At 71.6% G+C, this 13,758-nt stretch carries 5 protein-coding genes, 1 tRNA gene and 1 rRNA gene; 6 read left to right on the forward strand and 1 reads right to left on the reverse strand.

Annotation, left to right across the window (positions count from 1 at the left end; all coding sequences use genetic code 11):
- Both rrf and ACIGW2_RS18760 read left to right on the forward strand, forming a co-directional pair.
- Positions 1-93, forward strand: a 5S ribosomal RNA gene (rrf, locus tag ACIGW2_RS18755); the annotation flags it as partial.
- Between the two features lie 5 nt (positions 94-98).
- Positions 99-171, forward strand: a tRNA-Thr gene (locus tag ACIGW2_RS18760).
- Positions 172-320: 149 nt separating this feature from the next.
- On the opposite strand, the gene ACIGW2_RS18765 is transcribed toward ACIGW2_RS18760, so the two are convergent.
- The gene (locus ACIGW2_RS18765) at positions 321-2,975 is read right to left on the reverse strand and encodes a SpoIIE family protein phosphatase (protein WP_399844521.1); all 2,655 of its coding nucleotides are present in this window, start codon (positions 2,973-2,975) and stop codon (positions 321-323) included.
- Positions 2,976-3,256: 281 nt separating this feature from the next.
- On the opposite strand from ACIGW2_RS18765, the gene ACIGW2_RS18770 reads away from it, so the two are divergent.
- The 4 genes from ACIGW2_RS18770 to ACIGW2_RS18785 all read left to right on the forward strand — a co-directional run bounded on the left by ACIGW2_RS18770 (position 3,257) and on the right by ACIGW2_RS18785 (position 13,717).
- Positions 3,257-8,722 (forward strand): HAMP domain-containing protein, encoded by a 5,466-nt coding sequence (locus tag ACIGW2_RS18770; protein WP_399844522.1) that lies wholly within the window; start codon positions 3,257-3,259, stop codon positions 8,720-8,722.
- 305 nt (positions 8,723-9,027) lie between these two features.
- Positions 9,028-9,696: a response regulator gene (locus tag ACIGW2_RS18775; protein WP_356069008.1), complete on the forward strand. Its 669-nt coding sequence runs from the start codon at positions 9,028-9,030 to the stop codon at positions 9,694-9,696.
- Positions 9,697-9,823: 127 nt separating this feature from the next.
- Positions 9,824-12,646 carry a DNA translocase FtsK gene (locus ACIGW2_RS18780; protein WP_399844525.1) on the forward strand — a complete coding sequence of 941 codons (2,823 nt, stop codon included), beginning with the start codon at positions 9,824-9,826 and terminating at the stop codon, positions 12,644-12,646.
- Between the two features lie 234 nt (positions 12,647-12,880).
- The gene (locus ACIGW2_RS18785) at positions 12,881-13,717 is read left to right on the forward strand and encodes a helix-turn-helix domain-containing protein (protein WP_356069014.1); all 837 of its coding nucleotides are present in this window, start codon (positions 12,881-12,883) and stop codon (positions 13,715-13,717) included.
- Positions 13,718-13,758 lie beyond the last annotated feature (41 nt).

Below are 13,758 nucleotides of genomic sequence, written 5' to 3' on the forward strand. Positions count from 1 at the left end.
ACGCCCGGTTACATTCCGAACCCGGAAGCTAAGCCTTTCAGCGCCGATGGTACTGCAGGGGGGACCCTGTGGGAGAGTAGGACGCCGCCGAACAACCCGCCCTTTTAGCTCAGTCGGTAGAGCGTCTCCATGGTAAGGAGAAGGTCAACGGTTCGATTCCGTTAAAGGGCTCAGAGAAAAGGCCCCCGCCATCAGGCGGGGGTCTTTTTGCGTTTCAGGGCCTCACGGCCCGCAGGAAGGACGACCAGCGGACAGGACGAGGGAAGAAGAAGAGCCGGCCCCTTCCGGGGCCGGCTCACACGCTCCTGCTCCTGCTACCGCTACTGCTGGTGCGGCTCCGGGATGCGCAGGGCCAGGATGGCCATGTCGTCGGAGGCGGGCTCCTGGGCGAAGCGCTCGACCGCCCGCAGCACCCGCGAGGTGATCGCGCCGGCCGTCAGGCCCGTACACGTCCTGAGCACCTCGGTGAGTCCGTCGTCGCCCAACATCCGTGTGCCCTCGCGGCGTTCGGTCACGCCGTCCGTGACGCACAGCAGGACGTCGCCCGGGTCGAGGGTGACCGTCTGCTCGTACAGCTCCAGGTCGTCCATGACCCCGAGCAGCGGCTGCGGGTCGGCGGCCGGGCGGACCGTGCCGTCCTGGCTGAGCCGCAGCGGCAGCGGGTGGCCGGCGCAGACGACCTTCAGGACCGCCGAGCCGTCCTCCTGCGGGCGCAGCTCGCCGTACAGCAGGGTGAGGAAGCGGCTGCGGGCGCCCTCGTCGAGGATGGCCGCGTTCAGGCGCTCCAGGACCGCCGGGCCGCCGAAGCCCTCGCGGGCGAGCAGGCGCAGGGCGTGCCGGGCCAGGCCGGTGACCGCGGCGGCCTCGGGGCCCGTGCCGCACACGTCGCCGATGGCGAAGCCGTAGGAGCCGTCGCGGATCGGGAAGAGGTCGTAGAAGTCTCCGCCGACCTCGTTGCCCTCGCCGGCCGCGCGGTAGATGACGTCGACCTCGACGCCCGGGATGTCGGGGAGGCCCGGCGGCAGCAGGCTGCGCTGGAGGGAGCGGCTGATGGCCATGCGCTCGGAGTAGAGCCGGGCGTTGTCCAAGGCGAGGGCCGCTCGGCGGGAGAGGTCCTCGGCGAGCTCCAGGATCTCCTGGCGGAAGTGGTCGTCGGTGGGCTTGCCCAGGGTGAGCATGCCGATCACGCGGTTGCGGGCGACGAGGGGGAGGACGACGGTCTCGCCGCCGACGGCGGTCGCGGTCGCGAGGGCGGTGTTGATGCCCGAGGACACGGGGCTTCCGGGGCCGCCGAGTTCGCGCATGGAGGCGCTGAGCGCGGCCCGGTGCGCGGCCTCGCCGGGCGCGGTCCAGACACGGGCGCCGGGGGTGGGCACCGGGTCGGGCGGGGAGATCGAGACGAGCAGTTCCTTCAGGCCGTCGATCAGGTCCTCGTCCTCGTGCAGGACGTAGGAGAGGTACGGGTCGGAGGCCTGGTCGGCGATCGTGTAGACGGCGCACCAGGTGGCCAGGGTGGGGACCGTCATCTGGGCCATGAGGGCCAGGGTCTGGTCGCGGTCGAGGGTGCCGGCCAGCAGGTCGGAGGCCTCGACGAGGAAGCTGAGGGAGCCGCGGCGGAGGCGTTCGAGCTCGCCGAGGCGGGCGGACTCGACGGCGAGCGCGATCCGGTCGGCGGCGAACTGGAGGCGCAGGGCCTCCTCGTTCGAGTAGCGGTTGGCGGTCTCGGCGGCGACGCCGAGGGAGCCGGTGAGGCGGCCCTCCACCTTGAGGGGGACGGTGACGACCGAGCGCATGCCGGTGCCTTCGAGGAGCGGTACGGCGCCGGGGACGGCGGCCAGGTCCTCGTGGACGGCGGGCATGCGGGCGGAGCCGTAGCGGCTGGCGCCGGTCTCGACGGGGACGCGGGCGAAGCGCTGGCGGGCGGAGGGCAGGCCCGTGGTGGCCCGTACCTCCAGTTCGGTCTCGTCGTCGGTGGCGAGGAGCAGGAAGGCGGCGTCGCCGTCGAGCATGTCGCGGGCGCGTTCCACGGTGCGCTGGAGGAGGCCGTCGAGGTCGTCGGGGGCGGGGGAGCCGATGAAGACCTCGAAGGGGTCGGCGGCGGGGCCGCGGTTCTCGGCGCCGGTCTCGGTGGCGGTGGGGCGCTGCGGGGTCTGCAGGACGGCGCGCTCGTGCTCGCGGACCAGCAGGCAGACGGTGGAGGGCTCGCCCTCGGAGTCGCGGACCCGCAGGTGGGAGGCGTAGACGGGGATGACGCGGCCGTCGGCGCAGCGGATGCCGTAGCTGCCCTCCCAGCGGGAGAGGCGGAGGGCCTCGGCGAGGCCGGTGCCGATGCCGGGGGTGTGGGGCCAGGCGGCGAGGTCGCCGAGGGGTTTGCCGGTGACCTGCTCGGAGCCGTATCCGAAGAGTTCCTCGGCGTCCTCGTTCCAGGAGGTGATGGCGCCGGTGCCGTCGATCTGGACGACGGCGACGCGGACCCGGCTGTCGGCGACGGGGAGCAGCGGGTCGGGCAGGACGGGGCCGGCGGAACGGGTGCCGACGGGGCGTTCCGGGAGGGCGAGGTGGAACCAGACGTGTTTGCGGGTGGGGCTGTAGTCGACGCCCCAGCGGGTGGCCAGGGCGGCGCACAGCAGCAGGCCCCGGCCGTTCTCGCGGTCGGGGCCGGCGGGGGTGCGGGTCTGCTGGAGGGGGATCTCGCGCTCGGGGTAGCGGTCGGCGACCTCGATGCGGACGCCGTCGTCGCCGCGCAGGCACAGGACGTCGGCGGCGGTGCCGGCGTGGATGACGGCGTTGGTGACGAGTTCGCTGGTGAGGACGACGGCGTCGTCGACGATCTCGCCGTGTCCCCAGCCCTGCAGGGTGTCGCGTACGAAGGCGCGGGCGGTCGCGACGGACCGCCCGACGGGTTCGAAACTGGCAGCCGCCCGCGCGGTGATCACTGAACTCCTCGTACGCGTCTCGACGCCCGGCTCCGCCATGGTCGGTCTGCCCCTCCCGCTGCCCGGTGCTGCTCTCTCGCGCCGTCCCGCCCCCGCCGGGCGGACCGGGGCGGGTTGGACAGCCGGATGCCAGGTTACTTACCTTCGCTGTCCCAGCGGATGCCGGTCGCGCGGATCCGTCCCCCGGACGTGGGGACGTTGTGCGAAGGTGCCGAACTGTTATGGCCTGGTTGGAAGCCGGTGAAACACTGGGCAGGTTGTATCTGGGCAGGCTGGTAGCGAGAGACCGAGCGACGGTCGACCCCTTCGGGAGGGACACGGTGGAGTCTGGCACGACGACGCGGCGCGGTGGCGGTTCGCGGCCGAAGGGCGGCGGCCGGTCCCGGGGCGGGGCCACGGTGCAGGTGGACGCGGCCGCGTTGCAGCGGCTGCTCGCCGCCCTGGTGTCGATGCGGGACGGCAACTTCCGCAAGCGGCTGACGGTCTCGGGCGACGGGGTGATGGCGGAGATCTCCGCCGTCTTCAACGAGGTCGCGGACCGGCAGTCGCACCTGGCGGGGGAGTTCGCGCGGGTGCGCCGGGTGGTGGGCCGCGAGGGCAAGCTGTCGGAGCGGCTGGAGGCCGGTGCGGCGGAGGGTTCCTGGGCGGCGACGATCGAGGCGGCGAACGCCCTGGTCGACGAGCTGGCGCGGCCGGTGTCCGAGGTGGGGCGGGTGCTGTCCGCGGTGGCCGAGGGTGACCTCGGGCAGCGGATGGAGCTGCGCTCGGAGGGCGGCGACGGGACGACGCGGCCGTTGCGCGGGGAGTTCCTGAAGGTCGCGCGTACGGTGAACAACCTGGTGGACCAGCTGTCGGTGTTCGCCGACGAGGTGACCCGGGTGGCCCTGGAGGTAGGCACCGAGGGCAAGCTGGGCGGCCAGGCGCAGGTGCGCGGCATGTCGGGTTCGTGGAAGGACCTCACGGACTCGGTCAACACGATGGCGAACCAGCTGACGGCGCAGGTGCGGGACATCGCCCTGGTGACGACGGCGGTGGCCAACGGCGATCTGTCGCAGAAGGTCACGGCGAACGTGGCCGGCGAGATGCTGGAGCTGAAGAACACCGTCAACACGATGGTGGACCAGCTGTCCTCGTTCTCGTCCGAGGTGACCCGGGTGGCCCGTGAGGTGGGCACCGAGGGAGAGCTGGGCGGTCAGGCCGAGGTGGCCGGCGTCGCCGGTGTGTGGAAGGACCTCACGGACTCCGTCAACACGATGGCGGGCAATCTCACCAATCAGGTGAGGGGCATCGCGGAGGTCACGACGGCGGTCGCGAACGGCGACCTGTCGCAGAAGGTACGGGTGTCGGCGCGCGGTGAGATCGCGCAGCTCGCGGACACCATCAACCAGATGACGGAGACGCTGCGGACCTTCGCCGACGAGGTGACGCGCGTCTCGGGCGAGGTCGGCGCGCAGGGTCTGCTGGGCGGTCAGGCGCAGGTGCCGGGCGCGGCGGGGACGTGGAAGGACCTCACGGACTCGGTCAACACGGTCTTCCGGAACATCACCACGCAGGTGCGGGACATCGCGCAGGTGACGACGGCCGTGGCGAACGGTGACCTGTCGCAGAAGGTCACGGTGGACGTGGCCGGCGAGATGCTGGAGCTGAAGAACACCGTCAACACGATGGTGGACCAGCTCTCGGCCTTCGGTTCCGAGGTGACCCGGGTGGCCCGGGAGGTCGGCGTCGAGGGCCGGCTGGGCGGTCAGGCGCAGGTGCAGGGCGCGGCCGGCACCTGGAAGGACCTCACGGACTCGGTGAACACCGCCTTCCGCAACCTGACCGGTCAGGTGCGCGACATCGCGCAGGTGACGACGGCGGTCGCGAACGGTGACCTGTCGCAGAAGGTCACGGTGGACGTGGCCGGCGAGATGCTGGAGCTGAAGAACACCGTCAACACGATGGTGTCGCAGCTGTCCTCGTTCGCCGACCAGGTGACGCGGATGGCGCGGGACGTGGGCACGGAGGGCAGGCTGGGCGGTCAGGCCCGGGTGGACGGCGTGTCCGGGCGCTGGCGGGAGCTCACCGACTCGGTGAACTTCATGGCCGGCAACCTGACCTCGCAGGTGCGGCAGATCGCGCAGGTGACGACGGCGGTGGCGCGGGGCGACCTGTCGCAGAAGATCGACGTCGACGCGCGCGGCGAGATCCTGGAGCTGAAGAACACCATCAACACGATGGTCGACCAGCTGTCCGCGTTCGCGGACCAGGTGACGAGGGTGGCCCGCGAGGTGGGCACCGACGGGCGGCTCGGCGGTCAGGCCGTGGTGCCGGGCGTCGCCGGTGTGTGGCGGGACCTGACGGACTCGGTGAACGGCATGGCCGGGAACCTGACGGCGCAGGTGCGCAACATCGCGCAGGTCGCCACGGCGGTGGCCCGCGGTGACCTGTCGCAGAAGATCGACGTGGACGCGCGCGGCGAGATCCTGGAGCTGAAGAACACCCTCAACACGATGGTGGACCAGCTGTCGGCGTTCGCGGAGCAGGTGACGAGGGTGGCCCGCGAGGTGGGCACCGACGGCATCCTGGGCGGTCAGGCCGAGGTGCAGGGGGTCTCCGGCACCTGGAAGGACCTCACCCAGTCGGTGAACATGATGGCGAACAACCTGACCTTCCAGGTCCGGAACATCGCCGAGGTCACCACGGCCGTGGCGCGCGGCGACCTGTCGAAGAAGATCACGGTCGACGCCAAGGGCGAGATCCTGGAGCTGGTGACCACCGTCAACACGATGGTGGACCAGCTGTCGAACTTCGCCGACGAGGTGACGCGGGTGGCCCGCGAGGTGGGCACCGAGGGCATCCTCGGCGGCCAGGCCCGGGTGCGCGGGGTCACCGGCATCTGGAAGGACCTCAGCGACAACGTCAACCTGATGGCCAACAACCTGACGAGTCAGGTGCGGAACATCTCCCGGGTGTCGGCGGCGGTCGCCAACGGCGATCTGACGAAGAAGGTCACGGTCGAGGCGCGCGGCGAGGTCGCCGAGCTCGCCGACACCGTGAACACGATGGTGACGACGCTGTCCTCGTTCGCCGACGAGGTGACCCGGGTGGCCCGCGAGGTGGGCACCGAGGGCGAACTGGGCGGCCAGGCGCGGGTGCCGGGCGTCTCGGGCACCTGGAAGGACCTCACCGAGTCGGTGAACTCGATGGCCGACAACCTCACCGGCCAGGTGCGGCAGATCGCGGCCGTCACCACCGCCATCGCCAAGGGCGACCTCACCAAGAAGATCGACATCGACGCGCGCGGCGAGATCCAGGAGCTGAAGAGCACCATCAACACGATGGTCGACCAGCTGTCGAACTTCGCCGAGGAGGTCACCCGGGTGGCCCGCGAGGTGGGCACCGAGGGCCGGCTCGGCGGTCAGGCCCGGGTCCGGGACGTCGAGGGCACCTGGTGGGACCTGACGGAGTCGGTGAATGAGATGGCCGGGAACCTGACCCGGCAGGTGCGCGCCATCGCGGCCGTCGCCACCGCGGTGACCCGCGGCGACCTCAACGTCAAGATCGACGGCGTGGACGCGGCCGGTGAGATCCAGGCGCTCCAGGACAACATCAACACGATGATCGCGAACCTCCGCGACACCACCCTCGCCAACGACGAGCAGGACTGGCTGAAGGGCAACCTGGCCCGCATCTCCGGTCTGATGCAGGGCCGGCGGGACCTGGACGACGTGGCCTCGCTCATCATGAGCGAGCTGACGCCGGTGGTGTCGGCGCAGCACGGCGCCTTCTTCGTGGCGATGCCGACCGGTTCCGCGCACAACGACGCCGAGCCGGTCGGGGAGGGCGAGGGCGCGTACGAGCTGCGGATGCGCGGGAGTTACGGCTACTCGGCCGGGTCCATGCCGACCTCCTTCCGGCCGGGCGAGACGCTCATCGGGACGGCCGCCGAGGAGAAGCGGACCATCCAGGTCAACGTGCCGCCGGGCTATCTGAAGATCGCGTCCGGTCTGGGCGAGGCCGCCCCGGCCCATGTGATCGTGCTGCCCGTGCTGTTCGAGGGCCGGGTGCTCGGCGTGATCGAGCTGGCCTCCTTCCAGCCGTTCACGCAGATCCAGCGGGACTTCCTCAACCAGATCGCCGAGCTGATCGCGACCACCGTCAACACCATCAGCGTCAACACCCGTACCGAGGTGCTGCTCCAGCAGTCGCAGGAGCTCACCGAGCAGCTGCGGGAGCGGTCGGCGGAGCTGGAGCACCGGCAGAAGGAGCTGCAGAACTCCAACGCGGAGCTGGAGGACAAGGCCGAACTCCTGGCCCGGCAGAACCGGGACATCGAGGTGAAGAACACCGAGATCGAGGAGGCCCGGCAGGTCCTGGAGGAGCGCGCCGAACAGCTCGCGGTCTCCATGCGCTACAAGTCGGAGTTCCTGGCGAACATGTCGCACGAGCTGCGCACCCCGCTCAACTCGCTGCTGATCCTGGCCAAGCTGCTCGCCGACAACGCGGACATGAACCTGACGCCCAAGCAGGTCGAGTTCGCCGAGACCATCCACGGGGCCGGTTCCGACCTGCTCCAGCTGATCAACGACATCCTCGACCTGTCGAAGGTCGAGGCGGGCAAGATGGACGTCTCGCCGACCCGGATCGCGCTGGTGCAGCTCGTCGACTACGTGGAGGCCACCTTCCGGCCGCTCACGGCGGAGAAGGGCCTGGACTTCTCCGTACGGGTGTCCCCGGAGCTGCCCGCGACGCTGCACACCGACGAGCAGCGGCTGCTCCAGGTGCTGCGCAACCTGCTGTCGAACGCGGTGAAGTTCACCGACTCCGGCGCCGTGGAGCTGGTGATCCGGCCGGCCGGGGCGGACGTGCCGCAGTCGATCCGGGAGCAGCTCCTGGAGGCCGGGACGCTGCGCGACCCGGAGGCCGAGATGATCGCCTTCTCGGTGACGGACACCGGCATCGGCATCGCCGCCGGGAAGATGCGGGTGATCTTCGAGGCGTTCAAGCAGGCCGACGGCACGACCAGCCGGAAGTACGGCGGCACGGGCCTCGGCCTGTCCATCAGCCGGGAGATCGCGCGGCTGCTCGGCGGTGAGATCTACGCGGCGAGCGAGCCGGGCCGCGGCTCCACCTTCACGCTCTACCTGCCGCTCAGCCCGGTCGCGCCGCCGGCCGCGGCCGGCACGGACCAGCAGGACCCGGAGGACCGGTTCGGGGCCGCCGACGAGATCGGCGAGGGCCTCGTCCACTTCGCGCCCGCACCCGTGCACACCGAGGCCCGCTCGGGCGCGGGGGCGCTGTTCAGGCACCGCCGCAAGTCGGCGGAGCAGGCGCCGCAGCTACCCGGCCAGCCGGGCAGGGGCGAGCAGTCGGAGGCGGCGGACGAGAGGCCGGCGGCGGAGCCGCGCCCGACGTACACCTTCGCGGGTGAGAAGGTGCTGATCGTCGACGACGACATCCGCAACGTGTTCGCGCTGACCAGCGTCCTGGAGCAGCACGGGCTCGCGGTGCTGTACGCGGAGAACGGGCGCGAGGGCATCGAGGTCCTGGAGCAGCACGAGGACGTCTCGGTGGTCCTGATGGACATCATGATGCCGGAGATGGACGGGTACGCGACGACCACCGCGATCCGGCGGATGCCGCAGTTCGCCGGGCTGCCGATCATCGCGCTGACCGCCAAGGCGATGAAGGGCGACCGGGAGAAGGCCATCGAGTCCGGGGCCTCGGACTACGTGACCAAGCCGGTCGACCCGGACTACCTGCTGTCGGTGATGGAGCAGTGGATGCGAGGCGAGGGACGCTGAGGGCTCCCGGCGGCGGCCCGCCCGGGCCGCCGCCGGGGGAGCGGCCCGCGGCTCGCCCTCGCCACGGGAGTGTGAGAGCCGTCCGCACGGGGAACCTTCTGGTCTCCCACCGCGTTCGACGAAGGGGCAGGGATTGTGTGCTCCGTGACAATGCGGTGACAGGGTGTGGTGACGGGCGGGGTGCGGCTACGATGACCGGCACAAGGACGGACGGCGCATGGGAGTCGTCTTCTGGGGCGGCGCCCGGTGCTTCCCCCGGCACGCAGAGCCGGAGCGAGCCAGTGCCGGGACGAGGAGGACGGGGCATGGTGCAGAAGGCCAAGATCCTCCTGGTCGATGACCGGCCGGAGAATCTGCTGGCGCTGGAGGCCATTCTCTCCGCGCTCGATCAGACACTGGTGCGGGCATCGTCCGGGGAGGAAGCGCTCAAGGCGCTGCTGACCGACGACTTCGCGGTCATCCTGCTGGACGTCCAGATGCCCGGCATGGACGGATTCGAGACGGCGGCGCACATCAAGCGGCGCGAGCGGACGCGGGACATCCCGATCATCTTCCTCACCGCCATCAACCACGGCCCCCACCACACCTTCCGGGGGTACGCGGCGGGCGCGGTCGACTACATCTCCAAGCCGTTCGACCCGTGGGTGCTGCGCGCCAAGGTCTCCGTCTTCGTCGAGCTGTACATGAAGAACTGCCAGCTCCGCGAGCAGGCCGCGCTGCTCCGCCTCCAGCTGGAGGGCGGTGCCGGTCAGCCCAAGGAGTCCCCGGGGCTGCTCGCCGAGCTCTCCGCCCGGCTCGCCGCCGTCGAGGAGCAGGCCGAGGCGCTGTCCAAGCAGCTCGACGACGACTCCGCCGACGCCGCGGCCGTCGCCACCGCCGCGCACCTGGAGCGCAAGCTGACCGGACTGCGCCGCGCCCTGGACGCGCTGGAGCCCGGCACGGGCGGCGCGCCCACCCTGCCCGCGCAGAACTGACGTACGGTCATCGGAGCGGCGCCCGCCGTGAGCGGGCGTCAGTTTCCCGCCCCGGCAGGAGCGACACGAACGGGTGAGCGCCGACAGCGCTGTTTCCCCGGTGGGTTGCGCAGGTAACCTCGGCACCATGGCCTCACGTACGTCCGGCAAGGGTTCCCAGGGCACGGCGGGCACCGCGAAACCACGGGCCGCCGGCCGTACGAGCGGTGCCGCGAAGAAGGCGGTCGCCGCCAAGTCGCCCGCCAAGCCCCCCGCGAAGAAGGCGCCGGCCCGCAAGGCCGCGCCCGCCAAGCGCGCGCCCGCGCGCAAGACCGCGGCCAAGAAGACCGCAGCCCGCCCGGCACCGTCCCCGACCGGGGGCGTGTACCGGCTGGTGCGCGGGCTCTGGCTGGGGCTCGCGCACGCCGTGGGCGCGATGTTCCGGGGGATAGGGCGGGGCGCCAAGGGCCTCGACCCGGCCCACCGCAAGGACGGTCTCGCGCTGCTGCTGCTCGGCGTCGCCCTGATCGTCGCCGCCGGCACCTGGTCGAACCTGCGCGGGCCGGTCGGCGACCTGGTCGAGATGCTGGTCACCGGTTCCTTCGGCCGGCTCGACCTGCTCGTCCCGCTGCTGCTCGGCGCGATCGGCGTCCGGCTGATCCTCTACCCGGAGAAGCCGGAGGCCAACGGCCGGATCGTCATCGGCCTGTCCGCCCTGGTCATCGGCGTGCTCGGCCAGGTGCACATCGCCTGCGGCTCACCGGGCCGCGGCGACGGCACCGAGGCCATGCAGGACGCCGGCGGGCTCATCGGCTGGGCCGCCTCCAAGCCGCTGGTCTTCATGATGGGCGAGGTCCTGGCGGTGCCGCTGCTGGTGCTGCTCACCGTCTTCGGGCTGCTCGTGGTCACCGCCACCCCGGTCAACGCGATCCCGCAGCGGCTGCGCGCCCTCGGCGCCAGGCTGGGCCTGGTCGAGCCGGAGTACGGGCCCGAGGAGGCGGGCGCGGGGGAGGGCTACGACGACGAGTGGCGCGACGACGCGCCCCGCACGCCCCGGCCCGCACGCCGGCGTGCCCCCGGCGCGCAGGACTACGACCCCGACCGGGCCGAGGCCGCGGCCCTGGAGCGGCGCGGCCGGCGGGGCCGCACCACCCCGCCCGCGTCGGCCTTCGACACCGGCGGGCTCGACCCGGTCGACGTGGCCGCCGCCGCGGCCGCCGCGCTCGACGGCGCCGTCCTCAACGGCATGCCGCCCTCCCCGCTGGTCGCCGACCTCACCCGGGACGTCACCGCCGAGCGGGCCGCCGCCGTGGCCGCCTCGGCCGCCGAACGGGCGGAGGCGGCACAGGCCGGGGCCGACGCGGGGCCCGCCGTGCCCGTGCCCACCGCGCGCGGCGCCGCCCGCGACCGCTCCGGCGGCGGCACGGTGCCCGACCTGACGAAGCCGGCCCCCGAGCCGACCGACCTGCCGCCCCGGGCCGAGCAGCTCCAGCTCGCCGGCGACATCACGTACGCGCTGCCCTCCATGGACCTGCTGGAGCGGGGCGGACCCGGCAAGACGCGCAGCGCCGCCAACGACGCCATCGTCGAGTCGCTCACCAACGTCTTCGCCGAGTTCAAGGTCGACGCCGCCGTCACCGGCTTCACCCGCGGTCCGACGGTCACCCGCTACGAGGTCGAGCTCGGCCCGGCCGTCAAGGTCGAGAAGATCACCGCGCTCACCAAGAACATCGCCTACGCCGTGGCCAGCCCCGACGTGCGGATCATCTCGCCGATCCCCGGCAAGTCCGCGGTCGGCATCGAGATCCCGAACACCGACCGCGAGATGGTCAACCTCGGCGACGTGCTGCGCCTCGCCGAGGCCGCCGAGGACGACCACCCGATGCTGGTGGCGCTGGGCAAGGACGTCGAGGGCGGCTACGTGATGGCCAACCTGGCGAAGATGCCGCACATCCTGGTGGCCGGCGCGACCGGTTCCGGAAAGTCGTCCTGCATCAACTGCCTCATCACCTCGGTGATGATAAGAGCGACCCCCGAGGACGTCCGGATGGTCCTGGTCGACCCCAAGCGGGTCGAGCTCACCGCCTACGAGGGCATCCCGCACCTGATCACCCCGATCATCACCAACCCCAAGAAGGCCGCCGAGGCCCTGCAGTGGGTGGTGCGCGAGATGGACCTGCGCTACGACGACCTGGCCGCCTTCGGCTTCCGGCACATCGACGACTTCAACCAGGCCATCCGGGACGGCAAGGTCCAGCCGCCGCCGGGCAGCGAGCGCGAGCTCCAGCCCTACCCGTACCTGCTGGTCATCGTCGACGAGCTCGCCGACCTGATGATGGTCGCGCCGCGGGACGTCGAGGATGCGATCGTGCGCATCACCCAGCTGGCCCGCGCGGCCGGCATCCACCTGGTGCTCGCCACCCAGCGGCCCTCGGTGGACGTCGTCACCGGCCTGATCAAGGCGAACGTGCCCTCCCGGCTCGCCTTCGCCACCTCCTCGCTCGCCGACAGCCGGGTCATCCTCGACCAGCCCGGCGCCGAGAAGCTCATCGGCAAGGGCGACGGCCTCTTCCTGCCGATGGGCGCCAACAAGCCCGTCCGCATGCAGGGCGCCTTCGTCACCGAACACGAGGTCGCCGCCGTCGTCCAGCACTGCAAGGACCAGATGGCGCCGGTCTTCCGGGACGACGTCACGGTCGGCGGCAAGCAGAAGAAGGAGATCGACGAGGAGATCGGCGACGACCTCGACCTGCTGTGCCAGGCGGCGGAGCTGGTCGTCTCCACCCAGTTCGGCTCCACCTCGATGCTCCAGCGCAAGCTGCGGGTCGGCTTCGCCAAGGCCGGCCGGCTCATGGACCTGATGGAGTCGCGCAACATCGTCGGACCGAGCGAGGGCTCCAAGGCCCGCGACGTGCTCGTCAAACCGGACGAGCTGGACGGGGTCCTCGACCTCATCCGGGGCGGGGCCTAGGCCCACGCCCCTGCCCCGCCCCGCGGGGGCTGCCGGAACGAGACCGGGCCGAGACTCACTCGTAAGGGAAAGTGGGCAACCGTTTCCCTTGGGCGTACGTCAAGTTGGAGGGAGGGACAGGACCCTGTCCCAGCCTCATGGCGTACAAACGACGCCCGCCCGGTTGCCCCACCCTTTCGTACCACCCATAGACTGAACGTCCAGCAGGTGGCTACACGCTCGAAAGGCGCTCTCGTGTCCATCGGCAACTCCCCCGAATCCCCCGAGGACGACCGGAACTTCCCGGCAGATGACCGGGATTCGATCGGTCGTGCCCTGCAGCACGCCCGTGTCGCCGCCGGTCTCACCGTCGAGGAGGTCAGCGCCTCCACCCGCGTGCGCGTCCCGATCGTGCACGCGATCGAGGAGGACGACTTCTCGCGCTGTGGCGGCGACGTCTACGCCCGCGGTCACATCCGCACGCTCGCCCGCGCCGTCGGGCTCGATCCGGCCCCGCTGATCGCGCAGTACGAGGCCGAGCACGGCGGCCGCCCGTCGCCCACCCCGGCCGCCCCGCTGTTCGAGGCGGAACGGATCCGCCCCGAGCCGCGCCGTCCCAACTGGACCGCCGCCATGGTCGCGGCGATCGTCGCCGTGGTCGGCTTCGTCGGCTTCACGATGTTCAACGGGAACGACGGCGCCGGCCAGGCGGGCGCGGCGGCGGAGGGCCCGGCCCCCGCGGCCACCACCACGGCCCCGGCCAAGCCCAAGCCGGTCAAGCCCACCCCCAAGCCCGTGCCCTCCGAGTCCGCCATCGCCGCGGCCCCGCTGGACAAGGTCACCGTCAAGCTGACCGCGACCGACGACAAGAGCTGGATCTCCGCCAAGGCCCACGACGGCAAGCTGCTCTTCGACGGGCTGCTCCTCGAGGGCGAGTCGAAGACCTTCCAGGACGACGAGCGGATCGACCTCATCCTCGGCAACGCCGGCCCGATCGAGCTCTACGTCAACGGCAAGAAGATCGACGACACCTTCGAGTCCGGCCAGGTCGAGCGCCTGTCGTACACCAAGGGCGACCCGCAGGCGGGCTGACCTCCGCCACCGTGAGTGACGGCCGTCGCGCAGGTGAACCC

The sequence above is a fragment of the Streptomyces sp. NPDC053541 genome (assembly GCF_044544705.1).
Lineage (GTDB): Bacteria > Actinomycetota > Actinomycetes > Streptomycetales > Streptomycetaceae > Streptomyces.

Bases quoted from the DNA above. Each gene is read 5' to 3' on its own strand.
- ACIGW2_RS18765 (WP_399844521.1), bottom strand. From the start codon at position 2,975: ATGGCGGAGCCGGGCGTCGAGACGCGTACGAGGAGTTCAGTGATCACC.
- ACIGW2_RS18775 (WP_356069008.1), top strand. From the start codon at position 9,028: ATGGTGCAGAAGGCCAAGATCCTCCTGGTCGATGACCGGCCGGAGAAT.
- ACIGW2_RS18780 (WP_399844525.1), top strand. From the start codon at position 9,824: ATGGCCTCACGTACGTCCGGCAAGGGTTCCCAGGGCACGGCGGGCACC.